Raw genomic sequence first — 26,292 nt, forward strand, 5'->3', positions numbered from 1 at the left:
CGGCAGTTGGAAATACAGGGACGTGTTTTCCCACAGGCTCATCAGGGACGTGCGCGGAGCGGCGCAATGCGCTGCGACCGTGCCGGTGCCGAGAGGACACTTCCCCCCGACAGCCGCCGCGAACCACCGCCCCTCTTCACAGCGAAGCAACTGAAAACCGCGAAACTCATGAACCAACATAAATTTGTGAAGGCGATCCCGACGCGCCCTGCTCTGCTAGAGTCCGCTCACCTCAATGGCCAGGCCGGCACGCCCCGCGATGGCATCTCTGCAAACTTCAGTCGCCACAGCCGAACTCCCAACGGCAGCCTTGCTTCGTAAATACCAACACGATGGCGCCTACACCGACTGTTACTTCACCGAACTCAAACGTTCAATCTCATTGCCCGACTACGTCGAAGCGTTCTACACCACATGGGTGTTCAAGCTAGAACGTTGGCTGCTAACACACTTTGTATCAAAGCCATCCACCGACGAAGACGCAAAGCGCGTCGCCCACGCACAGGCAAATACATTCGCAGCTTGGAGCGTCGAAGGACGAGCGCCAGATCAATTATTGATGTGCGACTTCGTGAGCAAAACCCGTTCGTGGTTCATGGTCACGCAGCTGCCGGGCGGCAGCACTCGCCTCTACTTCGGTAGCGCCGTCGTTCCCACCCGCGACAAGGCAGGCAAGTCGACACTCGGCATGACATATCGCGTGCTGATGGGCTTCCACAAACTCTACTCACGCATCCTATTGAAAGCCGCAAGCTCCAAGCTGTCGAAATAAATTACAACTTCGCAGCCGCTTGAGCCCTCAACTCGAAGCGCCTGGCGGGGTCTTGTACAATGCCTCGTCCTGAATCCGGCCGAGGTAACTATGAAACATTTGCTATGGGTCTCGCTGCTTGCCCTGGCCGGCTGTGCGAGCCAACCTACAGTGAAGTCTTGGCTGGATCCGGTGTCCTCGGCCACCATCACGGCTCAAATCGAGCCGCTGGTGCTGAATCGAGTCGAGCCGAAAAACGATTTCGACGCTCGCGATTACGCGCAGCTCTCGGCCGTTGAAGTGAATCGCATGGGCGACCGCCGCCTGTATCTGGTGGCCATCCTGTGGACCAGCGGCGACCTGGCGCAGATGCGGCCGCATGATTTCAGCAGCAATTTTTCGCAAGTCGAACTGAGCCTGGGCGAGCGTTCAGTGTCCTTGGAACGCTATACCGGCAAGATCGAAGATCTGGGCATCGCCAACGGCCCTCTGCCGCTGCCTATTCCAGGCTCGCAGCACCTGTACTTCCCCATCGAACGCGCCGACCTGCGCGCGCTGGCTCAAGCCAACCGCGTCAAGCTCACCGCCGTCGGTGTCCCGGACGCGCCGCAGGGCTACGAAGAGTGGAACGAAAGTCGCCGGGGCCTGGCGGACTTCGTCAGCCAACTGCCGCCCGAGTCGGCCTTCAACGCGGTGGCCAAAGATCTCTAAAACGGTTCGTCAGTTCAGACGAACCTCATGCTGACGTTCGGCCGGGGCCCGCAAGCTCATCGCTGAGCTCGCGGGCACCAGACGGGAACTACCAAAGATACTTGGCTTGGAAGTTGATCTCGCTGCCTTCCATCGGGCGGGCCAGCAACACGCCGTTGCTGCCAGCGGCGGAGCCGAAGATACGAGAGTTACTTTCGGTGAGGCCGAGCTCGTCGGTGACGTTCGAGCCTCGTAGCGCGAACTGCCAACTCTCGCCGACGTGCGCCGTCAGGCCGAAGTCCCAGATGTAGTACGAACCGAGCTGCTGCAGGCCGGACTGATCTTGGGTGTGATCGCCCACGTGGGTGTACGCCACATACGCCTCGACATCGCCCCAGTCGAACGGAACGCGATAGCTGGGCGTGAGCACGTAACGTAACTTCGGTTGACGCTGCAATTGTTTGCCTTCGATGGGCGCGCAGCCATTGCCGGTCACGACGTTGGTGTACGGGAAGCAGGCGTCGTAATCGGTGTACTCGCCGTCCAGATAGTTGGCCACCACCTGGAAACGGAAGTTATCGAACGGCGTAAGCGCGCCGATGAAGTTGATGCCCTTCGACTCCGAACCGTAATACAGCCGCGCGCCGGTCGGTGCACCGTTGGCGGTGGTCTGTTGATAGGCCAGGCCGGAGAAGTCACGGAAGTAAGCACTGATGTCGGCGTAGAGAATGTCGTTCTGGAATTTGAAGCCCACTTCATAATTCTTGATGATTTGAGTCGGCGCCGTGTTGCCAGTGGTGGCACCGCGAATGCCGTTATCGAAGTCGGCGAAGTGGCCACCGCGGTTGATACGAACGTACGAAGACATGAAGTCCGTGAAGCTGTAGTTCGCGCCCACCGTCCAAGAAGTGAAGTCCTCGTCGTAATCGGTCACCGCCACCGAGCCATTACACACCGGCACGGCATTGTCATAGAGCGTCAACGCACTGCCGTCGAGGTTTTGATTGGTCAGGTTACAAACACGGTTGGTGGCATCCTGATTCTCGAACCGCACTGACGCGTCCAACAACCAGCGATCGATGCGCCAGGTATCGGACAAATAAATCGCGCGATTGAACGCGTGGCCGCGTTGAGTGATGTTGAATCCGCCGTAGTCCAGGAAACCCTGGTTATCGGTGAGCTGGAAGGTCTGGCCGCCAGACAGGTAACTCACGGTAATGGGTCGAGCGTTGGGCGTGTTGGTCATGAGCATTTGATTGCCCAGGGCCCACTCGTCATCCATGGTGTAGTAGGCCAGATACAAACCCACCGTCAACGTATTGCCGTCGAACACTTCCTTGCTCAAACGGAAATCGTTGTTGAAGTTCTCCAGCTCCTTGTGGATGAACCACCAGCCTTGATGGATCACATCCTGAGTCGGTGACACCGCCCCGCCGCCGACATAGGTGGCGGTGGCCGAGCCGGCTGGCAATGCGAAACCGCCGAGGCCGGTGGGAATGTTGTACAGCTCATCGTTCAAGCTGGCCGGATTGCTGCCGGAGAACAAGGCGTTGGTATCGACGTCGCCGGAGTTGAACAGGAATTTGTTACTGATGCTCCAGCCGTTGTCGAAATCCAAATCCACGTTCGCGCCCAGGAACACCATCTGCGCGCCGCGGCCGTTGGCCAGATCGGCGGTGGTGCCGCCGTTCGGATAACCCGGCAAGCGCACGTGTTGGATGTATTTGCTGTTATAGGTGGACGTGAGCGGATCGAAGCCCGGATAACCCCGGAAGCTATCGCGACCGCTTTGGATCACCGGAATCGGCGTGATGAACTGATTCTTGTCATCCAGATAGCGCGCGTAGAACAGGATGTCGCCGCGATCCGATTCGTTCTTCAAGGTCGCGGTCAATTGCCCGCCTTCATCAGCCTTGAATTGCGGATCGCGCACACCATCGGAAGTGCGCCAGAAGCCGCCGACACTGCCGTACCAACCTTCGGCCACTTTGAAGCCGGTGAAGCCATCGAGCCGATACAAATTCTCGTCGCCGTATGTGAGCGCGAGTGAGCCGGACGGTTCTTCGGTACCGGTCTTGAGCAGAAAGTTGGCAGTGGCGCCGATCTGGCCGCCGGCGAACACCACGGACGGGCCGCCTTGCAAAATTTCTACAGCTCGGACGGTGTCGTCGAGACGGAAGATACTGGTGGTTTCGAAGAACGATAGCGTGGGCATGCCGTACAACGGCGAGCCCATCAGCAAGGTCGTGAAGTAAGGAGCATCGCCGCCGCCGGGGAAGCCGGCGATCTCGATGTTTGCACCGGTCTGGCCGCCGGTGGATTCAGGCCATAGACCCGGTGAAATTTTCAACAGGTCGGCGGTGCTCTTGGGATTGGATTGGCGAATCTGTTCTTCGCTGGCGGTGACGATGTTGTAGCTGGCTTCCAGCTTTTTCACACCGCCGGAAATCGCACTACCGGTAACAACTACAGTCTCGAGACCGGTGGCTGGTCGATCTTCTTCGGCAGCAGCTTGCTGGGCCTGTAACAACGGCGGAAACAAACCGACCAACATGACCACCGGCGCAACGAATCCATGCGACAGGCGCGAAGTCGTGAACATATACCCCCCTAACGTGGCGTTGTGGCGTGCGCGATACTTGTTAATGCACGGTTGACAGCGTTGTTTTGTGTATCACCAACAAAACGGGTTGGAAATAGGTTGTGAACGCAAGTGCGGTAGAACTGAGCTGACTCAGTCGTGGTTAGAAGGCGTCGCGGGGGCCGCAAGTTTCAGGCTGACAAAAAAAGTTGCGCCGGCGCCCGGCGCCGCTTCGGCCCAAACGTCCCCTTCCATCCGCTGCACGGCCTTACGCACCAACGCGAGGCCGATGCCGGTGCCCTCATATCCCGAGGCATGCAGCCGGTTGAATATCTCAAAAATCTTGTCCCGATATTCGGGATCGAAACCGATGCCGTTGTCTCGCACCTGTAACAGATAGCGCCCGGCCTCGACGTGCGATTCGATGACGATGCGCGGCTGCGGATTGTGTTTGGAGAACTTCAACGCATTCTGTAGCAGATTGGCCAGCGCAATTCGCAAGCCTTCGCGATCCGCCAGCACCGGGGTGCTATCGACGTTGAGATGAATCGCGGCGCTGACATCGCGAATGGCTTCGCTCATCTCGTCGATCAAATCCTCGACGAAAACCTGACAATCGATGGGCCGCAGCCGCTGTTCACGATGCTCGACCCGAGAATAGTTGAGCAAGTCGTCGATCAGCGTAGCCATGCGCATCGCGCCCTGCCGAGCACGCTCGATGTAGGTGCGCTCTTCCGCAGATAACTTGCCGATGGCGCTTTGCTCCAGCAAGGCGCAGAACCCATTGATGGCACGCAATGGCGCTTTCAAATCGTGGGCAACCGCGTGTGCGTAGTTACGCGACTCTCGGTAAGCCTCGGAGAGCTCTTTAGTTCGCTGCGCGACACGACCTTCGAGCGCATCGGCGAGATCTCGATACCGCCCTTCGCTGACACGGAGTGACTGCTCGAGGTGTTTGAAAGGAGTGATGTCCACCGTCGAGCCCAGCATGCGTGACGGGCGCCCATCGGCATCCAGCAGCGCAGAGGCTTGCGATAGCATCCAGCGATATGAACCGTCGCGGTGGCGCAGTCGCTGCTCGCTGATGAACTCAGCGTCCGGGTGGCGCAAGAATCTTTCCAACTCGCCGATCACCCGCGCGTAGTCCGCCGGATGCAATCGCTTGCTCCATTCCTCGAAGGAATCGGGCACCTCGTGTTCGTCGTACCCCAGCTGTCGCTTCCACTCGCGCGAGAATCGAACTGCGTTGGTGGCTGGCTCCCATTCCCACAAGCCGACGCTGCCGGCTCGCGAGGTCGCTTCGATGACCCGTTCGAGATCGCGCCGCTGAGCATCCACAGCGTTCAAGCGTTCGCGGGCACGAGTGAGTGAGTTGGCCGAATTATCCAGTGCGAAGCGCAGCTGTTGCCCCTGCAAGTACAACCAAGCTTCACGCGACGCGAGGATTACTGAGAACGCCACCAGCAGCAGCGTGCGCAGGTGAATGACGCGCTCAGTGAGTTCCTCGGCCAGCATAGAGGCGGACAGCGCGATACATAGCAATAGAAACGACGGCACCACCGCTTCCACCAAGCCCTGACTCTGTCGCATCGGCATGGATTCTTCTCGGCCGCTCGCCTTGGCACTCACCTGCGCTTCGGCCGCCCACTGATGGAGTGCGAACGCCACCAGCCAGCCGATATAGAAATAACTGGACGCGTCGTAGTCGGAAACGATCAGCTCGCGCGTGTACAGCAGCCCAGCCACCATCTGGGCCACCAGCGACAAGGTGATCAAGGTGTAAGACAGCAGCCGATCGCCCCAGCGATACGACCACAGAAAATAAATGGCCAACACAAAGGCCACCACGATGGTGGCGTTCTCGGCCACCACGATCAGCGAGCTGCCCAGCGAGCGCTGCGTCTGATCGAACGGCTCGGCAAAGGTCGTGATCAACACCGAGCTCAGGCTGCACAGAATCAGTCCGAAATTGGCCACGCGCAGCCAAGTCAAGCTGCGCTCTTGTTGCGTGGCTCGGAGCACGAACAAGCCGAGGATCATCAACGGACCAAAGGCGAGATAGCCCATATCGGCATAGCTGGGATACGGCACCGGAATGCCGAGATACAGCTCGTAGATGTTCCACACCAGCTGGCCGGCCGCCCACGACGCGCACGCCAGCGCGAATATCAGCCAGGCCGACCGATCGCGACCTTGCAGCGATATGGCCGCACGATAACTGCTGATCGCCGCCAGGATGGCCGCCACCGTCCAGGCAATGTCATTCACCACTCGGGTGATTTCGAAACCGAACTGGCCGCTGGAGATGAAGATTGCGTACAGGACGAGCGCAGCCGTCCAGACTTTCACGAGCGGCCGAGGACCCCTTGAGCTGCTGACGTGTGGTTTCGGTTTGCTTGGCGCCGCGTCTGGAAACTTACCCTCGCCCGCTATCATCGCTGCCCGGTCGATTACGATTACGAGAGGCTCAACACATAACCGTCGCACCGCCGAACAGTTCCCTGCAGCGGTGCTGACAAAATCAGCTTGTGCTAAGCAGCAGCCCAGGCGCCGCCAGCCGGGCCCGATAAATATTTATTTACCGCAGATCGCCAGGAAGCCACCAGCCATGAATTTGGCCATGCGCTGTTTGACCGCCTCGAAGTCTTCCGATTGGCACAGGCCGCCGGACAATTTATCGATGCGCCCAGTGCGTGCCAGCGTCAACAACAACGCGCCGGTGACGAAGTGATAACCCCAGAAAATATCTTCGTCGTCGCAATCGGGCAGCGCGCGTTTCAATAGCGCGATCAAACGCAACACCACCGGATCGAAATGTTTGTCCATCAACTCGGCGCCCCACTCCGGCGTGTTGGCGACCTGCGCGCCGAGTGCGCCATAGTTTTTCCAACGTTCGCCGCCTTCGATGTACAGATCCAGGTCGGTATCCAGAAAGGCGCGCAGTGCGCCTTCGACGGTGGGCTTGCCTTTGGTGACGCTGTCGTAATCCTCGAGCGCGTGCATCCGCCGCGTGCTGGTCACGACCGCGCGACGCCCGAAAACCTCATCGAACAGCTTTTTCTTATCGCGGAAGTAGTAGTTCATCAGCGTGTGATGCACGCCCACGCTCTTGGCCACATCCTTCAAGGTCACGCCATACAGGCCGTGCTTGGAGAACAGATCTTCGGCGGCGTCCAGAATCTGTTCCGTCATCTCGGCGCGCTGGGCCGCCTTGGTGACGCGCTTGGTCTGGGTTTTGGGTGGCGGCGCCTTAGGCTGCTTGGCCTTGGTCGCTCGCTTCCGCCGGGACTTCACATCTACGGGCACGATTCAGCCTCCATCCATCGCGTACTGGGCTCGGAGGCACATTTTGTCGATCTTTCCGGTAGATGCTAGTGGCATGTGCGCCAGACGAATGACTGCGTCCGGAATCCACCAGGGCGCCACCTGCCCGCGCAGCGCTGCGAGCAGCACCTCGTCGGTGATGGCCCGGTGTTCGCGCAGTTCCACCACGAGGACCGGCCGCTCGCCCCACTTCGGATCGGTGCGGCCGATCACCGCAGCCAGCGACACCTCCGGCAAGCGCCCGACGATGGCCTCGATCTCGGCCGGATTGATCCATTCGCCACCCGACTTGATCAAGTCCTTGGCCCGGCCGGTGACGATCAAGTTGCCGTCGCTATCGATCCGCGCCAGATCGCCGGTGCCAAACCAACCGTCGGCGTCGGTCGCACGACGCTCATCGCCGAAGTAGCGATCAATCACGCTCGCGCCGCGCACCCGCAGATGCCCTTCGACACCACGCTGCTCGGGCAGCGGCCGTCCATCGGCGTCGGTCAACAGCAAGTCCACACCGACGGCCGGCCGACCCGAGGTCGCAGCTGACCGCTTCGGATCGTGCGGCGGCGACACCGTTCCCGACGGCGACAGCTCAGTCATGCCCCAACTGGTCTGCACTGAAACGCCGAGGCAACGCTCGATCCGCTCCATCAGCGCTGGCGGCATGGGCGCACCGCCGACGATGATTCGTTTCAACGACGGCAGCTCGGCGCCGCTGGCTTCGAGATGCTCCACCAATCCCAACCACACCGTCGGTACGCCGACTCCAATGGTCACCGACTCGCTCTGAATCAGTCGCGCGAGATGAGCACCATCGGCATGGCGTCCCGGCAACACCAACTTCGCACCCGCCGCCGGCACTGCGAATGGCAAACCCCACGCATTGGCGTGAAACATGGGCACGACCGTTAGCACACTGTCGCTGGCGGTAATGGCCATCACATCGGCTTGCAACGCTCGCAGTGTGTGCAGAAAGCTGGCTCGGTGCGTATACGTCACGCCCTTCGGCGCACCGGTTGTGCCCGAGGTGAAACACAATCCGCAGGCAGCTCGCTCATCGAAACTGCCCCACACAGCGAGTTGGCGAACGTCGTTCAGAGTTGCTTCCAGCGAAGCCACACTCGGCCCATATCGTTCGCCCTGCCACGCATCGACAGGCCCATCGATGATGAGCACCCGCTCGACGGTCGAGGTGCGCGCGACGACCTGTTGCGCCAACGGAGAAAGGTCGGCACTCGCGACCAGCAAACGACACCCAGATTGCGTCAGCATCGACGCGAGCTGTGCGGCAGTCAGCCTTGGATTGAGCGTGTGGCACACAGCGCCGATGCCCATGATCGCGTACCACGTTTCGACGTGCGCCTGCGTGTTCCATGCAAGCGTCGCTACACGATCGCCAACGCCGACGCCATAGCCCTGAAGCATGGCGGAGATGCGCATGCTGCGTGCCTTGAGCTCCGCATAACTAACGCGATCGGTTCTGCCACCGTCGCGCCCGGTGACCACTTGAGCTCGCGGGTGCCACTTGGCGGCGTGAACCAGAAACTTATCCAGCGTCAGCGCAAAGTCCTGCATCGTCCCATCGATCATCGGCACGCCTCCACGGGCGGCGGCAAGATCGGCGCGACGATGCCCACATTCCAATTCCACGACTGCGCACCGTTCGCTCGGCGACGGCACACGACCTGCTCGTTCAATTCATACATTCCCGGCAGCAGGCGAGTCCCCGGCTGTGGCACATCGGCGAATGCCAGATAGGCTCGCGTCGAGCCATACGCCTGCCATTGCGGCAAGCCGGCGGCGCCGGGTTGGCCTGAGCGCATGAAGCTGGCCCAGTAGTTCAGCATCGCATCGGACAACGCCGCTTCCTGCGTGGTCGCAGGCACTTTCGGCCAGAGCGCCGTGGTTTTATCGGCCGTACCGAACACATAAGGCAACTCAGCCGCATGGAATGCATGCAGCCCCGCCGCGTTGGCCGCCGGATAACCGTGATCGAAGAAGTACAAGAAGCTTGGCTGACCGATGTCGGTCTGTTTTCGCACCAGGCGCTCGGCCGTCCAGCCATACAAGGCATCGCGTGTCGTGGCGATCAAGCTCTCTTCGAGGTTGCCGCTCGGATACAGCTTCAGAAACGGATCTGCGAGATCGGCATAGCGACTGCGAACTGCGTCCTCGTACTTCGCTGCGCTCGCCGGCACAGGCGGTGCCAGGAAGCGCAGCGACCGAATCTCGCCACTGTTGAAGCCGGCGATCATGGGCACTTTCGCCTGCTCGCCTTCATCGAACGCTTCTACCAGCTGACGTGGCAAGACGCGGCCGTCGATGGTGCCGAATGGCAAGTAGCCAGCGCGAGCCGCACCGTCGATCACCTTCGCTGCATCGAGCGCGCGCAAGGCGGTGAGGTCCCTGGCGCCGAGCGCAGTCGCTACTCGCGTGCCGATCACCTCCGCTGCTTCCTCGCCGAAGCGAGATTGCTTCAGCTCGGGCGTGGAAATCATGTAAGCGCTCTGAGCAATGGCCTTGGCGAACAAGCCGTGCGCACTTGGCGCGGCCATCAGGTACATCACGCTGAGCCCGCCGGCCGATTCACCGGCAATGGTCACATTCGCGGCATCGCCACCGAATGCGGCGACGTTTCGTTTCACCCAGCGCAGCGCTTCGATTTGATCGAGCAGTCCATAGTTGCCGGAGATTCCCTCGGCCGATTCGGCGCTGAGCTGCGGATGAGCGAGATACCCGAGCGCGCCGAGTCGATAGTTGATCGAGACGACGACCACGCCGCGCTCGGCCAGTTTGGTGCCGTCGTAGATGGGCTCGCTGCTCGATCCGCTCGTCAGCGCGCCGCCATGAATCCACACCATCACTGGCGCATCGCGTACGCCTTGCTTGGCCCAGACGTTGAGGAACAGACAGTCTTCGCTCACCGCGCCGAGATCGGAGGCGTAAATGCTGGCGGTACGCGACTTGGGCTGAACGCATGACGGCGCGAACTTGGTCGCGTCGCGCACAGTTTTCCACGCTGGCATTTCTGCAGGCGGCTTCCAACGCGCCGGGCCAACTGGCGGCTGCGCATACGGCAGACCTTTGAAGACTTGAATCTTTCCGTGCGCGACGCCTTCGACCGCACCGGCCGGTGCTTCGACCATCGGGCCTCGAGCATGGGCGACGACGACAAACGACATGGCAACGCTGCAGGCAACGGCACGTAGAACAGATGACATCAAGACTTGTCTCCTAACTTGCGAGCAAGCACCAGAAACAGAATCACAGCGAGCACATAGAACGGCACCAACGTGTAGAACGCGATCTGTAACGAGTTGTTCGGATGACTCTCGCGCAACAGGTCACTCACCGCCCCCAGGTAGGTGGGCCCGAGCCCCAGCCCGATCAAGTTCATCACCAATAACAGCAACGCACCAGCCAACACTCGCTCGTGCGGCTTTACTTCCTCCTGCACCAACGCCACCGCCGGCGACAGATAGAAGTAATTGAAGAACGTGGGGCCGATCAGAAACAGCATCGCCAGCGGCCAGCTCGGCGCCCACACGAAACCGACGAAGAACGGAATGGCCAGAGCCAACCCCACTGCCGGCACTATTGCATAAGCCTGTTTTCCTCGGGGCACATAGCGATCGATCAAGCGCCCCGACACATACATACCAGCGCTGATGCCAATGCCGATGAGCAACGCGTAGTAAACCGCGATCTCCTGCAACGTCATGCCCTTCTCGCGCATCAGGAACAGCGTCGTGAAGTTCAACGAAGCATACGTGACAAACTGCGTGGCGCCGCAGGCAAGCGACACGAGCACCAGCACCGGCCTGGAAAAGAACATAGAGATGGTCGCTCGCAAAGTCGTGCTCGCGGGCGCCTTCGACGTCACCAGGGGTTTAGGGTCGAGCCCACCGCGAACCGGCTCGCGGACCCATAGATAAACCATCGCTGCAGCGACTATGCCGACCGCACCGAGCACGACAAAGGCACTGCGCCAACTATACGAAGCAGCGATGGATGCACCGAAGGCCACACCCAAAGCCTGCCCCAGCGGCGGCCCCAAATTGAACAGCCCCAGCGCTGTGCCGCGCGTGCCTGAAGGAAAGTAATCCGAGATGATCGCGTATGACGGTGGCACCCCGCCCGCCTCACCCACACCCACCGCCATCCGAGCCATGACCAACTGCGGATAGGTGGATGAGAATCCGCAAGCCACTGTCGCCGCGCTCCACAAGGCACACGCGAACGACAACACACGCACGCGATTGGTTCGATCCGCGAGCCAGCCCACCGGAATCGAGATCAAGCAATAGAACAGCGCGAAATACAGGCCACCGATCCTGCCGAGCTGACCATCGGTGACCTGCAGATCGTCCTGGATGGGCTTGGCCAGGATCGACAACAACTGTCGATCCAGGAAGTTCAGGACGTACACGAAACACAGCATGCCGAGCACGAACCAGGCTCGTGCCTCCGGCCGCGCCGGGGCCGCGGTCGACAACGCTTACTCCTAAAAATCGTAGTTGAGGCGCACCCCCACCGTCCGCGGCCGCATGGTGCCGTAGCGGTTGGCCAGGAACGCCTCCGGATGAATGTAAGTCACCGAATCGTCGTCGAGCAGATTCTCGACATAGGTAGTCACGGACAACTGTCCCATCAGCGCACCAAGCGTCAGGTTCACGTTGTTGTAACTATCCGTGTAGCCATACGTCGCCAGAGCGACGGTCGGTCTACCCGGCACACGCGGGAACGCGCTTGGAAAAGAATCGACGTGCTGGAAGGCAGCCGCAAAGAAACCGCGGGTGCTAGCCGTGATATCGAAGCCGTAGTTCGCATAGACCGCGCCCTGGAATTTCGGCGCCGCCAGTCGCGCATCTGGAACCGCACCGGAGATCGCAGCCTCGCTCGCCGACAACTCCGTGACATGCGCATCGTTGAACGAACCGCTCAGGCCCAGCTGCAGATTGCTGGTGAGCGCCGCGCCGATCTCGAACTCGAAACCTTTACTGCGTGCGGCACCGATGTTGGTCGCGAACTGCACCGAGTCGGAGACACGATTGGCCTGCACCTGGATGTCGCTCCAGTCGATCAAATACACCGCCAGGTTGGTGGTCAGCTTGCCCGAGAACCAAGTGCCCTTGGCACCCAGCTCGTAGTTCTTGATCTTGTCGGTATCGGCGCCGTTGGGAATGACCAGATCGTTGGGATCCACCACGCTGCGCCGACCCGCAAAGCCATTCACAACCGGAGCGCGAAAACCGGTGGACCAAGTCGCGTACGTGGTCAACGCCGTAAACGGCTGATACGACGCACTGATCTTGTACGACGGACGCTCGCCCTTCGCCTTCACGCCAACCGCCGGTGCGATCGGCACCATGGTGAGCGGCCCTGACAATCCCAGCAATGCGTAAGTGAGATACGCGCTGTTGTAGCCGCCTTCGACGTAGGTGCGCGCGTCGACGCTGCCGTAGCGCAGACCGCCGGTCAGCCAAACCTTATCGTTGACGTGATAAGTGAGTTCGCCGAAGCCGGCGATTTCATGCGAGTTGGTATGGTTGTACTGCCGTTGATAGTACTCGTCCGGCAAACCGGTGATACCGCGCGCTGCCAGGAACTCGGGCGAGGAGCGATAGAAATAATCGACGTCGTGTCGACGATCGAGGAAGAAACCGCCGATCACCCAATCGAACTTGCCGCCGGGATCGGACGCGAGCCGCGCCTCTTCCACGAACGTGTCCTGATAGCCATATGCATCCAAGCCGAAAGCAATGGCGCCGCCAAAGGTGCCGGCCAGATCGACAAAGAATTTCTGATCGAAGGTCGAGTAAGTGGATGAGCTGGTGAAATGCGCGCCGTCGAATTGATAGTCGATGGTGGCATTGAAGCTGGTGAGCTTGCCGACGAACAAATCAGGACGATCCGAGTTGCGCTTGAAGTCGCCCAACCGCGGATCGATCAGCCCCGAATCTTCCGGATTACTGTCCTCGTGCGAAGCCAGCAGGCGCACGGACAATTTGTCGGTGGGCTTCCATAACAAGATCGCGCGACCGCCCCAATCCACCAGCGTGTTGGCGTTCTTCACGTCGGTGCCGATGTTGTCGACATAGCCTTCTTCGTGACGATAGAAGCCGACCATGCGCAGACCGAGTTTGTCATCGACCAACGGCACGTTCAGCATCGCGTTGTAGCGTTGGCGCAGCGAATCGCCATCGGTCAGGCCGGTGTCGACCATGGCCGAAGCATCGTAGCTGTTCAGATCGGGACTCTTGGTGAGAATGCGTAGCGCGCCGGACAACGAGCCCGAACCGAACAACGTGCCCTGCGGGCCGCGCAAGAACTCGATGCGCTCCACGTCGTATAGATTGGGATCGAGCACCGTGGTGTTGCCGATAGTCGAGATGGGCAATTCGTCGAGATAAATCGCTACGGTGTTTTGCAGATTGGCGCCGTAGCCGTTGGTAGCGATGCCGCGGGCCGTGAAGTTGTTGAAGTTGGCAGTGGGCTTGTTCAACACCACACCCGGCGTCTCGCGGGCCAGGCCTTCGTAGCCCACGATGCCCTTTTCGGTCAGATCGTCTTGCGAAAACGCGGTGATGCTGAGGGGCACATCCTGCAATCGTTCGCTGCGCCGGGTGGCGGTGACGATGATCTCTTCGACTTGATTCCCTTCGCCGGCTGCCTGTGCCCCAACCGTGAACGGCGTAACCATCAACGCGACCGCCGTGGCGGACGCAAACAACTGACTCACCATACAGATTCCCCCTGTTGGCCGGTTCGACGCCGGTCTTGGTGCCAGCGCGTGCCGGCGATCATGCTACCGGCGGCCGGCCCGAGTCAACACTCACTCACACGCGTGTGAGTATTATTGGCGAGACCAGCCATTGCACCCCGGCCCGTCCCTAGCCATCCTTGGCGCCCGTTTCGCCACTACCACAGATTCAGCCGATGTTATTGAACTCTACGCAGCAAGCGATTGCGGATTCGGTCCGCGAATTTGCCCAGGAACGCATCCGTCCGCACGCGTTGCGCTTCGAAACCGAGCGCCGCTATCCGCCGGAATTGTTTCAGGAGCTGGCCGAGCTCGGCTTGATGGGCATGACCGCGCCGGAAGACAAAGGCGGCGCCGGTGCCGATTATGTTTCTTACGCGCTGTCGCTGATGGAAGTGGCCGCCGCTGACGGCGCCCTCTCCACCATTCTGTCCATTCAGAACAGCCTCATCGTCTCGGCCTTGATCAAGGACGGCAGCCCGGCGCAGCAGCAACGTTTTCTGCCCGATCTGATTGGCGGCCGCATGATCGGTGCGTTCGCGCTCACTGAAAGCGATGCGGGTTCGGATGCCTCGGCGATTCGCACACGAGCAACCAAAGTCGATGGCGGCTATGTCATCAACGGCAGCAAACAATTCATCAGCTCGGGCAAGATCGGCGGGCTGGCCATCGTGTTCGCCGTGACCGATCCGGACGCCGGCAAGAAAGGCATCTCGGCATTTCTAGTGCCCACCGATCGCGCCGGTTACGCCGTCGACAAAGTCGAGCACAAGCTCGGGCAACTGGCCTCGGACACTTGCAGCCTGCGCTTCGACAATCTGCGCATCGAAGAAGAGTTGCGCCTCGGCGCCGAAGGCCAAGGCTATCGCATCGCTTTGTCGAATCTGGAAGCTGGGCGCATCGGCATCGCCGCGCAATCCATCGGCATGGCGCAAGCCGCCTTGGAAATCGCCGCCGGCTATGCCAAGCAACGACGCTCCATGGGCAAGGCCATCATCGAACATCAAGCGGTCGGCTTCCGGCTTGCCGATCTGGCCGCGCGACTCGAAGCGGCTCGTCAGTTGGTATTGCACGCGGCCAGCATCAAAGACACTGGCGCACCGTGTTTGAAAGAAGCCTCGATGGCCAAGCTGGTGGCTTCCGAAACCGCCGAAGCTGTTTGCTCCGGCGCCATCCAAACACTCGGTGGCTATGGTTACTTGGAAGAATTCGGCTTGGCGAAAATCTATCGCGACGTGCGCGTGTGCCAAATCTACGAAGGCACTTCAGACATTCAGCGCATGGTCATCGCACGTTCGCTGTGAGATTCGCGCTCACACTCGACCGACGATAGGAATGGACGCGCCGGTGATGGCACTGGCGCGATCCGATAACAAGAACACGATCAGATCCGCCACCTGCTCGGGCGTCACCCACCGAGAGAAATCCGCGTCGGGCATGTCAGCGCGATTCGCTGGCGTATCGATGGTGCTCGGTAGCACTGCATTGACACACACGCCGCTATCTTTGAGTTCATCGGCCAAGGCTTCGGTCAATTTGATCACGCCGGCCTTGGACGCCGCGTAGGCGCCCATGCCGGTGGCGGCCTTGAGCGCGCCGGCCGCACCGACGTTGACGATTCGGCCGTGCTCCTTGCGAAGCAAAGGCAACGCCGCCTGGATGGAATTCACCGCGGTCCGCAAATTGACGTTGTACTGCCGATCCCAGGTCTCGATGGCGCCGCCTTCGACCTTCTCCCAACGAAAGCCGCCGGCGATATTGACCAGCCCATCCAGCCCGCCCAAGCGCCGTGCTGCTGCATGAAACGCTGTGGTGGCCGCCGTCGCTGAACCCAGATCGGCATCGCCGATCAGGATGAAGTCGGCCAACGACTCGGGCGCCTTGGAGGCCGGCGAGGAACCGAGGCACGCGACCGACGCACCAGCGGCGCGCAAGCCCACCGACACCTTCGCGCCGAGCGCGCCGAACGCGCCGGTGACGACGATCTGTCTACCGGAAAGATTCATGTCGAACTCCGCAACGTCAACTGCTTGCTCGCCAGTATCCGCCGCCCCGAACTGACAGCGCAACTTCGAGCCGCTACACTTCCAGCCCTGCCGAACGTTTCCACAGTTAAATTCAGGGGATACGCGTGCGCAACTACAGCACTCTGGCGCTGACGAGAAAAGATCGCATCCTGACGATTTCCCTCAACCGGCCCGACGTGCTCAATGCCGTGAATCTGGAAATGCACGACGAGCTGGCCGAAGCCTTCCACTTCGCCGCCATCGACGATCAATCCGACATCGTGATTCTGACCGGCGCCGGCCGCACCTTCTGCGCCGGCACCGACGCCGAACAGCTGGCCCGCAATGCCGCCGAACCCGAGCGCTTCGATCACGAGGCCCGCATCGCCAAGCGTTTGGTGTTCGCCATCCTGGATCTGGATAAGCCGCTGATCTGCCGAATGAACGGCAACGCACTCGGCCTCGGCGCCACCTTGGCGTTGTTATGTGATGTGGTGTACGCGGTGGAAGGCGCGAAGATCGGCGATCCGCACGTCTGCGTCGGACTGGTCGCCGGCGATGGCGCCGCTGCCATCTGGGCACAACGCATCGGCCTCGGCCGCGCCAAAGAATATCTACTCACCGGCGAACCGCTCAGCACCAAACACGCCGAGCAGATCGGCCTCATCAATCATTGCGTGATTCCGAGCCAGCTCGACGATGCCGTGCATTCGTTTTGCGTGCGGTTGCTGCACGGCTCGACCAGCGCCGTTCGCTGGACCAAAGTGTTGCTCAACCTGGAATTGAAGCGCGTCGCGCACGCCGTGATGGACGCCGGCATCGCCTACGAATCCATCACCATCCGTTCCGCCGACCACCGCGAAGCCGTGAAAGCGATTCAGGAAAAGCGGCGGCCCATCTTTTGTCGAGATCCTCTCAAACCGTGACGACTTCAACCGGCCCGTTGCAGGGCGTACGCATCCTCGAATTCGCTGGCCTCGGCCCCGCACCGTTCTGTTGCATGCTGCTGTCGGACTTAGGCGCGCAAGTCATTCGTATCGCGCGACCGACCGCATCGACCTCGGGCTTCGATGCGATTCTGGACCGAGGCCGCGTGACGCTCACCTTGGATCTGAAACAAAGCACCGGCATCGAGATCTGCCGTTCGTTGAGCAAAAACGCCGACGCACTCATCGAAGGCTTTCGACCCGGCGTCATGGAAAAGCTCGGCCTCGGGCCAGACACGCTCCTCGCCGACAATCCCAAGTTGGTGTACGGGCGCATGACCGGCTGGGGCCAGCACGGCCCGTACTCGCACACCGCTGGCCACGACATCAACTACATCGCGCTGTCCGGCGCGTTGCATGCCATCGGCAGCTCGAACAAGCCGGTGGCGCCGCTCAATCTGGTCGGTGACTTCGGCGGTGGCGCGCTGTATCTCGCGATGGGCGTGCTTGCGGCACTACTCAATGTGCGAACCACCGGTCAAGGCCAAGTCGTAGACGCAGCCATGACCGACGGCACCGCTTCGTTGATGAGCATGATGTTCGGGATGTTCGGCACCGGCGCCTGGCGTGACCAGCGACGCGCCAATTTGTTAGATGGCGGCGCGCCGTTCTATGACACTTATCGCTGTGCCGACGACAAATGGATTTGTATCGGCGCGCTCGAACCGCAGTTCTTCGCCGAACTGCTGCGCAGACTGGAGATTTCCGCCAGCGAATTCCCCGATAACCAGAACCGCGCCAGCTGGCCGGCGATGCGCGAACGTTTCGAGCAGATCTTCTTGAGCAAACCGCAGTCGCATTGGTGCCAGGTGCTCGAGCATAGCGATGCCTGCTTCGCACCGGTGCTGTCCATGAGCGAAGCCATCCATCATCCTCACAACGTGGCACGCGGCACTTTCACCAACCATGGCGGGACCATTCAACCCGCGCCGGCCCCGAGATTCTCACGCACACCGAGCACGATTCAGGAGCGCACTCGCGTGGATGCCGCGACCCTGAGTGAGTGGGGATTGCCTGAGCATCTCATCGAACAGGTCATCAGCCCCTAGCCGATGCCCTAAAAACGCGCTGTCCGCTGGAACGCAATTGCCGGGTTAGGGGTTTGCTTTACACAGAAAACGCCCCACTCCCCGACTCTGAGCGCTCCGGATGCCCAAGAAGACCGCCAAAAAGCCTGACGACTCGCCCACGCCGCTGCTCGCCCACGGCGGCAAAGTATTGAGCCTGGTGACGGTCGACGCCTACAACTCCGAGATGCGCAGCCCGGAAGGGTTTCTGGGCGACCGCGCCAGCCGGCGCGCCTTCCAGGCCATTCTGGACGATTGGCGCGATCGGGTCAGTCGTACCGGCGACGATCCGCTCGGCGACACGCCCAGCGAACAAATCAGCAAGAAACAACTCGACAAGCTGCTCACCGAAGGCGATGCCGAAGCCGCCGGCGTGATTCATGGTGCCATCGAAGAGTTCGCTCAAGAGTTCGCGCAGGTCATCCGGCGCTTCTTGAAGTTGAAGGAATGGAAAGACACCGAAGCCATCGTGATCGGCGGCGGCCTGCGCCAGAGCCGCATCGGCGAGTTGGCCATCGGGCGCACCTCGGTGCTGCTCAAAGCCGATGGCATCGATCTGGACATCAAGCCCATTCATCATCACGCCGACCATGCCGGGCTGATCGGCTGTATTCAGCTGGTGCCGTCCTGGATTCTATCGGGCCACGACAGCATCCTCGCCGTCGACATCGGCGGCAGCAACATCCGAGCTGGCATCGTCGAGCTTCGTCGCAAGAAGAGCGAGGACTTTTCGCATGCGGTGGTGGGTCAGTTCGAGCTGTGGCGGCATAGCGATGATCAGCCCGAGCGCGAGGACGCCGTGCAACGGCTCATCGATATGCTGTTGGATCTGATCAAGCGGGCGGAAAAAGAGGGATCGAATCTCGCGCCCTTCATCGGCATCGGCTGCCCCGGCTTGATTCGGTCTGATGGCTCCATCGAGCGCGGCGGTCAGAACTTACCGGGCGATTGGGAGCACAAGAGTTTCAACCTGCCCGAGAAGCTGCGGGCCGCCATTCCCAAGATCGGCGATCACGAGACCGTGGTGGTGATGCATAACGATGCCGTTGTGCAGGGGCTGAGCGAAGTGCCAGCCATGCACGACTATGAGCACTGGGGCGTACTCACTATTGGCACGGGGCTGGGGAATGCGAGGTTTACTAATCGCAGCCAGGAAGATGAGGAAGAAAGCGCCGACGAAGACGAATAACGCCGCCGCAGATTGTTTTTATGTATGCGCCTGACGGCGCGCCGGAATCAGCCAGGTAGCCTCGTAAGTGGCACATTCCGGGATCGAGCCAGCGTCGCAGGCAAAGAATAATTTGTTGCTGCGTTATGAGCCGGCGAGCACTTCATTAGCCGCGCGCTGCCCCGTATGGAGCGCGCCGCCGACGCTGGATGACTCCTCTTCGTCCACGGCCTCGCCGGCAAAAAATATCGTCTGCTCGATTGACTTAGCCAACTGCCGGCGAGCGGAGCCACCGCCGACGCCGGCGTAGCTGTAGGCTCCGCAGGAGAAAGGGTCGCTCTGCCAATCGTGCCAATACACCGCCTCGAGCATCTTCCGATAGTCGCGTCTCTTACCGAAGATCTCAGCAACACTCGCAAGCGCCGGCCTCAGCACCTCATCAGTGGAACGCGACACGAGTCTCATGGCCTTGGGCCCACCACTCCAAGCAACGAGCATCGACGTACGCACGGGAAGCGTCGTCCAAAACGTCGGAAACGGCGCGCCCTGCGCATGAAAGAAGGCCACATCCCGATGCTCGCCCTCATCAATCTCAGCCCAGAAAGGCTTCGAAAAACACAGCGTCAACTTGACCACCGGCCCCATCACCAACCGCGATAGCGGCAACTGTTTCCTGGGCAACGAAGGAGTAAACAACACACTGCCAGGCGCCAGCGGCGGCAGCTGCAAGACAGCCAGCGGCACCGTAATCACCACCTGCTTGGCCCGCACTTCACCAGGCTCGCCATGCTGAGTGAACAACACAGTCACAGCCCCTTTGCGCCAGCGAACCTCCGAAACCACACTATCCAACTGCACGCAGGCCTTCTCAGGATCGAGACGACCTGCCAGCGAATCCAGCAAAGCGCCATAACCCCGCTGCGGCCGAAACGTCGGCGCATCGGCCGCACTGCCACCGCCCCACTCTTTCAAGATCTCGATAGCACTGGCCCGCGCCGGATCCGCTGCGTCGTAGCCTTCCACCAGCATGGTGGCGAACGACCGCACGGTGGGCGACAACCGCCGCCGATGCTTGTCCAGAAATTCAGCGAACGGCATGTCGACGCGCGGCTTGGGAATCGCTTGCAGCCGCTGCTTCATGAGCTCGAACAAATCTTCGCTTTGTTTCAAGCGCCCCGGCTGCGGCGCCCGATAGCGCGTCTGCGCCGCATCCACTGCGACGTCACCGGCCGACCGTAGTTGTTCGAACACCGCCGGCGACTCGCCATGAATAAACTCAGCGCCCAACTCCAACGGCACCGCCGCACCACGCGGGCGAACAGACAGCACGCGACCGCCAATGCGATCACGCGCCTCGAGCACACAAACCGATTTGCCGTGGCGAGCTAAATGACTGGCGGCCGCGAGCCCAGCCGCACCCGCACCGACGACGATGACGTCGTACTCGTCTGCCTTACTCATGCAGCCGCGTCGCCCAACATTTTGAATTCGTGCATCGAAGGTCCCAACCCGGTCAACGTGCCGTCACCCGCCGGCGGCTGGCCGCCGCAGGCGCTCCCGGGTGAAATAATAAGGGGAGTCGACCTTCTCTTGCACGTAGCGCCAAGTGCCGCCATGGAATGGCGAGCGATTCACCGCCAACAGACTGAACCAGGGATTGTCGCGACCGAGAAAGCGGTCCCGCGCCATCAAGGCACTCAAGGTACCGAGCGTAAACCCGTTACCACAGAAGCCAGTCGCGATGAACTCGCGCTCCTCGTTCTCACCGATGAACGGCATGCCGTCGTCGGTGATGACCACTTGTCCCATCCAGCGCCGCTCGACGCGAACTCCTGGCAGCACTTCATAAAGCCGGCGCGTCAGCTTCTCAAACACCGTCTCGGTATCGCGCTCCTGCCCCGCTTTCACATCCTCGCCGCCAAAGATGGCGTACTGATGTCCGTCACGCTGGTCGATGCGCAAATACTCATAGGGGTCTTCAGTATCCCAATACAGCGCCTCAGGCGCAGCGCCATCAGGCAACCGCGCGCCGAGCACATAACTCGTGTAAAGCGTCAGCCGCTTTTGAAACAAATCGGCGGTGAGCTTGCCCCGCTTGCCCATCAAAGGATTGTGAGTGGCGATGACCAGATACTTACAACGAATCTTGCGACCGTTGGCATGTACCGTCATGGGATCGCCATCGTCCACCGCTTCCAGCGCAGTGTTCTCGAACACCTGCCCACCTTGCTGCTGGACGGCGCTCAGCAAACCTTTGAGATAACCGCGCGGATGAAACCTTGCTTGATCTGCAAACCTCACGGCGGGTACGCCACCATAGGGCGCACTCTCAGTAAAAGTCACATCGAAGCCAAACGACTCTGCCAGCTCCACGTCCTTACGCAACGACTCGACATCTTCACGACTCGGCTCACTGCCGATGCGCGTATGCAGATAACCCGGCACGCGTTTGAAGTCGCTCTGACTGCCGAGTGCTTCGGCGATACGTTCGATGGTATCGATGGCGAACTGGCCGCCTTCCCACAACGTGCGTGCCCCGTCCACACCGAATTTGTTCACCAGCTCATGCAGTCGTTGATCGGTCACATAAGTGAGGTGTGCAGTAGTGTGCGCGGTGTCCGCGCTTGCAACTCTTTCGCGATCGATCAACGCGACACGCACGCCCTCCTGCGTCATCAAATAGGCCGTAGTGATGCCGGTAAGACCGGCGCCGACCACCACTACATCGACCTCGATGTCTCGCTCCAGCGCCGGAAATTCCGGCAGCGAGACGTTCATCCACAAAGCGCTGTGTTCCGGCATGGCGTGCTTGCTGTGATTGTCCAGTTCAGGAACGTGCGCATTCCCGGCAAGTTCCGGGCAGCCGACGCACCTTCCCGCTGTCAGCCGCGAGCGAACGTGCGATAATCGCGCCCCATGGCCGAGACGAAGGAAGAAACTACCGAGGTTGCCAAACCGCGCGATGCCGATCAGATGGGCGGCTTCGCTAAGGGTTTGGCTGTGATCGAGGCCTTCGGCCAAGGCCGGCACGCGCTCACCATTGCCGAGGCCGCAAGGCTGAGCGGGCTGGACCGCGCCACCACCCGCCGATGTTTGCTGACGTTGGTCAAAGCCGGCTATGCCGCCACCGATGGTCGTTATTTCGAGCTGACGCCGCGCATCCTGCGGCTGGGACACTCGTATCTCGCAGCCTCCATGCCGCGCTTGATCCAGCCCTCGCTCGATCAGCTGGCGGACCAGCTGCATCAGTCGTGCTCAGCGTCGGTACTGGATGGCAATGAAGTCGTCTATATCGCGCGAGCCACTCAGCACCGGTTGATGGGCGTGGGCTTGCATCCAGGCAGCAGGCTGCCTGCCTACTGCACGTCCATGGGACGCGTGCTGCTCGCCGCCTTGCCTCCAGAACAAGCTCGCGCGCTGATGGCTTCCAGCGAGCGCCAGAAGCTCACCAGCCGCACGCTTACCGATCTCGATGAGCTCATGGGCGAGCTCGACAAAGTACGCGCCCAGGGCTACGCCATCATCGATCAGGAGTTGGAATTGGGCTCGCGCTCCATCGCCGTGCCGATTCGCGACCTATCGCGCCAAACCGTGGCGGCCTTCAACGTCGGCGTGCATGCGGCACATTCGACGCTCGAGCGTTTGCAGGAAGAGTTCCTGCCGCATCTATTGAACGCGCAAGCGCAGCTCGCAGAAATCCTTCCCTGACTTAACCGGCTGCATAAAAAACGGCGACTGCAGCAGCCAGTCGCCGTACAAGAGCAGAATCGAGTCGGGTCAGAACTTGCGAGTCACCTGAAACAACACCTCTCGGCCGCGGCTCACGCTGCCGAACAAATCGATGGGCACTTCCGCGGCCGTGCCGCTGCGCTTGGCCGCCAACGTATCGCTGGAGGAACGTGTCACCACGTACTCATCGCCGAGATTACGACCGATGAGCGCCAGCTGCCACGCTTCGTTCATCAGCTGCAAAGTCAGGTTGGTGCGCACGAAGCTGTCCTGAATGCCGTACGGCGAATTCTCGAAATGCGTCTGGTAGTCGTCGGAATATTCCACCACCGTGGCCACACCCGCTTCCCAATCGCCGAACACCGGCCAGTTGTAGTCCACACCCACCGTGCCCACGAACTTGGGCGCGCGTGACATGGTCTTGCCGCTCAGATTCTGTTTCTGGAATACGCCGGTAATCGGATCGGGCTGCAGCGAACAACCGTTGGCAATGGATTGGCCGTTGTAACAGTCGGCGATGTAGTCGGAATATTCGGCGTCCAGATACGCGGCCGCGCCACGAATCGTCAGGCCGCGCACGCCGGCCGGATTCCAAGTCAGATCGACTTCCGCGCCCCGGGTCTCCGCACCCGCGGCGTTGACCACTCGCACCGATAGTGTGCTCGTATCCAGATACGACAACTGCAGATCGCTGTAGTCGTAAGAGAACAGCGCGACATTGATGGCCAACGTATGGTCGAGCAGCGTGGTCTTGATACCGAGTTCATAACCTTCCGCCTTCTCTTCGTCGTAAGTGATCGGCGTGTTGCCGCCCGAAGCCAGATACAACGTGGGTGCACGGAAGCTTGCGTCGATACCACCGGACTTGAAACCTTCCTTGTACGAACCGTATACGGTGAGCGTATCGGTGGGCTTGTAGGTCAACGTGAACTCCGGCGATACATTGTCAGCTTGATAGTCCGCCTTACCGCGCGCACCGGGAACCAGCGTCGACGTGAGCACCGCTTCCTTGTCTTCGTCAGAGTAGCGCGCGCCACCGGTGAACTCGATTTGATCCGTGATGTTCCAGATCGCCTGCGCGAACACCGACCACGCGGTGCGGTCCTGATCGGTGCGCTCTGTGGCGAACAAACCGGCCAACGGTGCGTTCGGATTCACGTAAGCGAGCGCGTCGGTCTTTTCGTAGTACACACCAGCCGCTAGGTTCACCGGCGAATCGTAGTCAGTAAGGATGCGCAGTTCTTCGGATAGCTGCGTCTGATCCAGGCCCGTCGAAGACGCCAACAACACCGTGGGCTGCAGCGAATAGCTGGTGGCCATGTTCACATCGGCGCCATAGATGCCAGTCACCGACGTAAGCGAGATCGCATCGGTCAGATCGTAGTTGATGGTCAGCGAGCCCAGATAAATATCGTTATCGGTGAAGCCGGTCGCGCTATTGCGCAGCAGCGGCGCTTGCGCCAACACGTTGCTCGGAATGTTGCCGATGACGATGGTGTCGTTCGGCGTGCAGTCCTCGACCGCTGAGTACTGCGGCAGGAATGCTTGGCGCGTGCCGGTGGGGCAAGAGACGATCTGCGCATTCAAGCCAAAGCCTTCGTCGGCTTCGATGGTCACATACGTGAACTTGCCGGTCATGCGCAGCCGATCGCTCGGCTGAAAATCCAAACTGCCGCGAAACACGATCTCCTCGCGATTCGGGCCGCGCGACTCGTTGAAGCCGGTGGCGCTGAACGGCGGCGAATCGACGCTGGCCGAACGGATTTTCAAATAACCATCCATGGTCGAGTAGTCGACCATGGCGCGCCCGCGCAGCGTATCGCTCAGCGGACCGGAGATGACGAACTGACCGTGACTTTGCCGGGCCGCCGCCTCATAGCCGACTTGCGCTCGAGCTTCGAACGTATCGGTGGGTGCCGCGGTGGTAATCGAGATCACGCCGCCGGGGCTGTTCTTACCGAAGAACAACGCCTGCGGGCCGCGCAACACTTCGATGCGCTCCAGATCGAGCAGGCTGGCAAACATCAGCTGGCCGCCGACCTGCACGCCGTCGACGTTGAGCGCCACCGATTGATCCAGCAATGCGCTCAACTCACCCGAACCGACGCCGCGAAGAAACAAATTACCGCCGGTCTCGCCCGTGCCGTTGCCGGCAATCAGGCCAGGCGTGAAGGCACTCACGTCCTGCACGCTGCTGATGTTGTTTTGTTCGATGAAGTTCTTGCCGAGCGCCGTGATGGCAATCGGCACGTCCTGCAGCGACTCTTCGCGCTTACGAGCAGTGACCACCACTTCTTCGAACGGCGCGGCCTGCTCGCCCGCGGCCGCATCTTGCGCCCAGGTGGTATTCGCCAACGTCAGCGACAACACACCGCCCAGTACCAGCACCTTTTGAGCCTGATTCATACCCGATCCCCCTCGCCCGATGCCCTTGACATTTGTGCGATATTCGCACGCTTGTTCGATAATGAAACAACGCTACAGGGGGAGCCGGCAGTCGTCAAGCTCATCGCGCTGCAAACGTTGCTTAGGAAGCAGCCGGCCGCCGGTATTGGCGGCTCACATAGCTGAGCATCGCGAAGGCGCCCGCGACGGCGGATGCGCCTACAACAGCGAGCGCCAGCGATAACGGCTGCGATGCGAATTGAAAGCTGTCACTCAGCAAGCCCACCAACACTGGGCCCAGCCCAGTGCCCAACAGCGCTGATATCAAGCCGAGCACGGCGATGGCCTGCGCTCGCAGATGTTGAGGCGCGACGAATTGCAGCGGCAGACTCGACAGCCCCAGCACCGAGCTCGTAACGAAAATGGCAACGGCAATACAGGCGAGCTGCGCTTCGAACCAGCCGAGAATCGGCCCCATCGCCGCGGCCGGCAACGCGACCGCCACGCTCCAGCGCATGAAGCGCAACGTTCGCCCTACCACGTCATGCTCGCTGCGGCCGATGATCAAGCCGGCGCTCAACGTCCCGGCGCTGCCGGCAATTAGAAATATTGGCCCGAACCAGGTGCCGACGGTTTGTTGATCGAAGCCATGCGCCCGAATCATTGCGGACGGCAGCCACGACACCATCGCGTTCAACAGCAGCGTCATCAGCGCGATCGACGCCATGTACGCCGCATAGAACTGCCAGTTCGCGCGCAGGAAGACCAATAGCTCCGACATCGATTGTTTCTTAGTCGCGCCGCCAGGCCTCCTAGCGCGCGGCTCAGACAGCATCAGCACGATCAGC

General features: G+C 60.7%; 19 protein-coding genes. 7 read left to right on the top strand and 12 right to left on the bottom strand.

All coding sequences use genetic code 11. The features are described from left to right. The first annotated feature begins 259 nt into the window (after positions 1 to 259). Complete coding sequence (locus tag JNL55_RS34640; protein ID WP_293865673.1) at positions 260 to 772, top strand: hypothetical protein; 513 nt, start codon at positions 260 to 262, stop codon at positions 770 to 772. 90 nt (positions 773 to 862) lie between these two features. Continuing rightward, a complete protein-coding gene (locus tag JNL55_RS34645; RefSeq protein ID WP_293865676.1) occupies positions 863 to 1,462 on the top strand; it encodes a hypothetical protein in 600 nt (199 codons plus the stop codon). 88 nt (positions 1,463 to 1,550) lie between these two features. Here JNL55_RS34645 and JNL55_RS34650 read toward each other — a convergent pair whose 3' ends face one another. The 7 genes from JNL55_RS34650 to JNL55_RS34680 all read right to left on the bottom strand — a co-directional run bounded on the left by JNL55_RS34650 (position 1,551) and on the right by JNL55_RS34680 (position 14,085). Then, complete coding sequence (locus tag JNL55_RS34650) at positions 1,551 to 4,043, bottom strand: TonB-dependent receptor (protein ID WP_293865679.1); 2,493 nt, start codon at positions 4,041 to 4,043, stop codon at positions 1,551 to 1,553. A 132-nt stretch (positions 4,044 to 4,175) separates the two neighbouring features. Then, positions 4,176 to 6,371 (bottom strand): ATP-binding protein, encoded by a 2,196-nt coding sequence (locus JNL55_RS34655; RefSeq protein ID WP_293865682.1) that lies wholly within the window; start codon positions 6,369 to 6,371, stop codon positions 4,176 to 4,178. Between the two features lie 225 nt (positions 6,372 to 6,596). Next, a complete protein-coding gene (locus JNL55_RS34660; RefSeq protein WP_415923222.1) occupies positions 6,597 to 7,214 on the bottom strand; it encodes a TetR/AcrR family transcriptional regulator in 618 nt (205 codons plus the stop codon). A gap of 117 nt (positions 7,215 to 7,331) precedes the next feature. Continuing rightward, positions 7,332 to 8,930: an AMP-binding protein gene (locus JNL55_RS34665; RefSeq protein ID WP_293865688.1), complete on the bottom strand. Its 1,599-nt coding sequence runs from the start codon at positions 8,928 to 8,930 to the stop codon at positions 7,332 to 7,334. Continuing rightward, a complete protein-coding gene (locus JNL55_RS34670; RefSeq protein ID WP_293865751.1) occupies positions 8,927 to 10,561 on the bottom strand; it encodes a carboxylesterase/lipase family protein in 1,635 nt (544 codons plus the stop codon). Before JNL55_RS34670 ends, JNL55_RS34665 begins: the two co-directional genes overlap by 4 nt. Continuing rightward, positions 10,561 to 11,781 (bottom strand): spinster family MFS transporter, encoded by a 1,221-nt coding sequence (locus tag JNL55_RS34675; protein ID WP_415923223.1) that lies wholly within the window; start codon positions 11,779 to 11,781, stop codon positions 10,561 to 10,563. Before JNL55_RS34675 ends, JNL55_RS34670 begins: the two co-directional genes overlap by 1 nt. A 63-nt stretch (positions 11,782 to 11,844) precedes the next feature. Then, positions 11,845 to 14,085, bottom strand: a complete 2,241-nt coding sequence (locus JNL55_RS34680; RefSeq protein ID WP_293865694.1) for a TonB-dependent receptor — start codon at positions 14,083 to 14,085, stop codon at positions 11,845 to 11,847. A 194-nt stretch (positions 14,086 to 14,279) separates the two neighbouring features. Between JNL55_RS34680 and JNL55_RS34685 the strand changes: the two genes are divergently transcribed. Next, the gene (locus tag JNL55_RS34685) at positions 14,280 to 15,407 is read left to right on the top strand and encodes an acyl-CoA dehydrogenase family protein (RefSeq protein ID WP_293865696.1); all 1,128 of its coding nucleotides are present in this window, start codon (positions 14,280 to 14,282) and stop codon (positions 15,405 to 15,407) included. A gap of 9 nt (positions 15,408 to 15,416) precedes the next feature. On the opposite strand, the gene JNL55_RS34690 is transcribed toward JNL55_RS34685, so the two are convergent. Then, entirely contained in the window at positions 15,417 to 16,109 is a 693-nt protein-coding gene (locus JNL55_RS34690) for an SDR family oxidoreductase (RefSeq protein ID WP_293865699.1), read from the bottom strand. 125 nt (positions 16,110 to 16,234) lie between these two features. Here JNL55_RS34690 and JNL55_RS34695 point away from each other — a divergent pair, with 125 nt between their 5' ends. The 3 genes from JNL55_RS34695 to JNL55_RS34705 all read left to right on the top strand — a co-directional run bounded on the left by JNL55_RS34695 (position 16,235) and on the right by JNL55_RS34705 (position 19,351). Continuing rightward, positions 16,235 to 17,035 carry an enoyl-CoA hydratase/isomerase family protein gene (locus tag JNL55_RS34695; protein ID WP_293865702.1) on the top strand — a complete coding sequence of 267 codons (801 nt, stop codon included), beginning with the start codon at positions 16,235 to 16,237 and terminating at the stop codon, positions 17,033 to 17,035. Then, positions 17,032 to 18,144: a CaiB/BaiF CoA transferase family protein gene (locus JNL55_RS34700; RefSeq protein WP_293865705.1), complete on the top strand. Its 1,113-nt coding sequence runs from the start codon at positions 17,032 to 17,034 to the stop codon at positions 18,142 to 18,144. Before JNL55_RS34695 ends, JNL55_RS34700 begins: the two co-directional genes overlap by 4 nt. Before the next feature lie 100 nt (positions 18,145 to 18,244). After that, positions 18,245 to 19,351: an ROK family protein gene (locus tag JNL55_RS34705; protein WP_293865708.1), complete on the top strand. Its 1,107-nt coding sequence runs from the start codon at positions 18,245 to 18,247 to the stop codon at positions 19,349 to 19,351. 123 nt (positions 19,352 to 19,474) lie between these two features. Here the strand turns inward: JNL55_RS34705 and JNL55_RS34710 are convergent, their stop codons facing one another. Both JNL55_RS34710 and JNL55_RS34715 read right to left on the bottom strand, forming a co-directional pair. Beyond that, positions 19,475 to 20,791, bottom strand: coding sequence for a flavin monoamine oxidase family protein (locus JNL55_RS34710; RefSeq protein WP_293865711.1), 1,317 nt, complete (start codon positions 20,789 to 20,791; stop codon positions 19,475 to 19,477). Positions 20,792 to 20,854: 63 nt separating this feature from the next. Beyond that, the gene (locus JNL55_RS34715; protein ID WP_293865740.1) at positions 20,855 to 22,132 is read right to left on the bottom strand and encodes an NAD(P)/FAD-dependent oxidoreductase; all 1,278 of its coding nucleotides are present in this window, start codon (positions 22,130 to 22,132) and stop codon (positions 20,855 to 20,857) included. Positions 22,133 to 22,246: 114 nt separating this feature from the next. Here JNL55_RS34715 and JNL55_RS34720 point away from each other — a divergent pair, with 114 nt between their 5' ends. After that, the gene (locus tag JNL55_RS34720; protein WP_293865743.1) at positions 22,247 to 23,038 is read left to right on the top strand and encodes an IclR family transcriptional regulator domain-containing protein; all 792 of its coding nucleotides are present in this window, start codon (positions 22,247 to 22,249) and stop codon (positions 23,036 to 23,038) included. Between the two features lie 69 nt (positions 23,039 to 23,107). On the opposite strand, the gene JNL55_RS34725 is transcribed toward JNL55_RS34720, so the two are convergent. Then, the gene (locus tag JNL55_RS34725) at positions 23,108 to 25,465 is read right to left on the bottom strand and encodes a TonB-dependent receptor (RefSeq protein ID WP_293865746.1); all 2,358 of its coding nucleotides are present in this window, start codon (positions 25,463 to 25,465) and stop codon (positions 23,108 to 23,110) included. Positions 25,466 to 25,586: 121 nt separating this feature from the next. Then, positions 25,587 to 26,225 carry a hypothetical protein gene (locus JNL55_RS34730; RefSeq protein ID WP_293865748.1) on the bottom strand — a complete coding sequence of 213 codons (639 nt, stop codon included), beginning with the start codon at positions 26,223 to 26,225 and terminating at the stop codon, positions 25,587 to 25,589. Positions 26,226 to 26,292: the final 67 nt, after the last annotated feature.

Origin of the sequence: Steroidobacter sp. (genome assembly GCF_016790065.1) — a bacterium.
GTDB lineage: Bacteria > Pseudomonadota > Gammaproteobacteria > Steroidobacterales > Steroidobacteraceae > Steroidobacter.

What these genes read in the sequence shown, in the direction of transcription:
- JNL55_RS34640 (WP_293865673.1), top strand. Translation starts at nt 260, where the DNA reads ATGGCATCTCTGCAAACTTCAGTCGCCACAGCCGAACTCCCAACGGCA.
- JNL55_RS34645 (WP_293865676.1), top strand. Translation starts at nt 863, where the DNA reads ATGAAACATTTGCTATGGGTCTCGCTGCTTGCCCTGGCCGGCTGTGCG.
- JNL55_RS34650 (WP_293865679.1), bottom strand. Translation starts at nt 4,043, where the DNA reads ATGTTCACGACTTCGCGCCTGTCGCATGGATTCGTTGCGCCGGTGGTC.
- JNL55_RS34660 (WP_415923222.1), bottom strand. Translation starts at nt 7,214, where the DNA reads ATGACGGAACAGATTCTGGACGCCGCCGAAGATCTGTTCTCCAAGCAC.
- JNL55_RS34665 (WP_293865688.1), bottom strand. Translation starts at nt 8,930, where the DNA reads ATGATCGATGGGACGATGCAGGACTTTGCGCTGACGCTGGATAAGTTT.
- JNL55_RS34670 (WP_293865751.1), bottom strand. Translation starts at nt 10,561, where the DNA reads ATGTCATCTGTTCTACGTGCCGTTGCCTGCAGCGTTGCCATGTCGTTT.
- JNL55_RS34675 (WP_415923223.1), bottom strand. Translation starts at nt 11,781, where the DNA reads ATGCTGTGTTTCGTGTACGTCCTGAACTTCCTGGATCGACAGTTGTTG.
- JNL55_RS34680 (WP_293865694.1), bottom strand. Translation starts at nt 14,085, where the DNA reads ATGGTGAGTCAGTTGTTTGCGTCCGCCACGGCGGTCGCGTTGATGGTT.
- JNL55_RS34685 (WP_293865696.1), top strand. Translation starts at nt 14,280, where the DNA reads ATGTTATTGAACTCTACGCAGCAAGCGATTGCGGATTCGGTCCGCGAA.
- JNL55_RS34690 (WP_293865699.1), bottom strand. Translation starts at nt 16,109, where the DNA reads ATGAATCTTTCCGGTAGACAGATCGTCGTCACCGGCGCGTTCGGCGCG.
- JNL55_RS34705 (WP_293865708.1), top strand. Translation starts at nt 18,245, where the DNA reads ATGCCCAAGAAGACCGCCAAAAAGCCTGACGACTCGCCCACGCCGCTG.
- JNL55_RS34710 (WP_293865711.1), bottom strand. Translation starts at nt 20,791, where the DNA reads ATGAGTAAGGCAGACGAGTACGACGTCATCGTCGTCGGTGCGGGTGCG.
- JNL55_RS34715 (WP_293865740.1), bottom strand. Translation starts at nt 22,132, where the DNA reads ATGCCGGAACACAGCGCTTTGTGGATGAACGTCTCGCTGCCGGAATTT.
- JNL55_RS34720 (WP_293865743.1), top strand. Translation starts at nt 22,247, where the DNA reads ATGGCCGAGACGAAGGAAGAAACTACCGAGGTTGCCAAACCGCGCGAT.
- JNL55_RS34725 (WP_293865746.1), bottom strand. Translation starts at nt 25,465, where the DNA reads ATGAATCAGGCTCAAAAGGTGCTGGTACTGGGCGGTGTGTTGTCGCTG.
- JNL55_RS34730 (WP_293865748.1), bottom strand. Translation starts at nt 26,225, where the DNA reads ATGTCGGAGCTATTGGTCTTCCTGCGCGCGAACTGGCAGTTCTATGCG.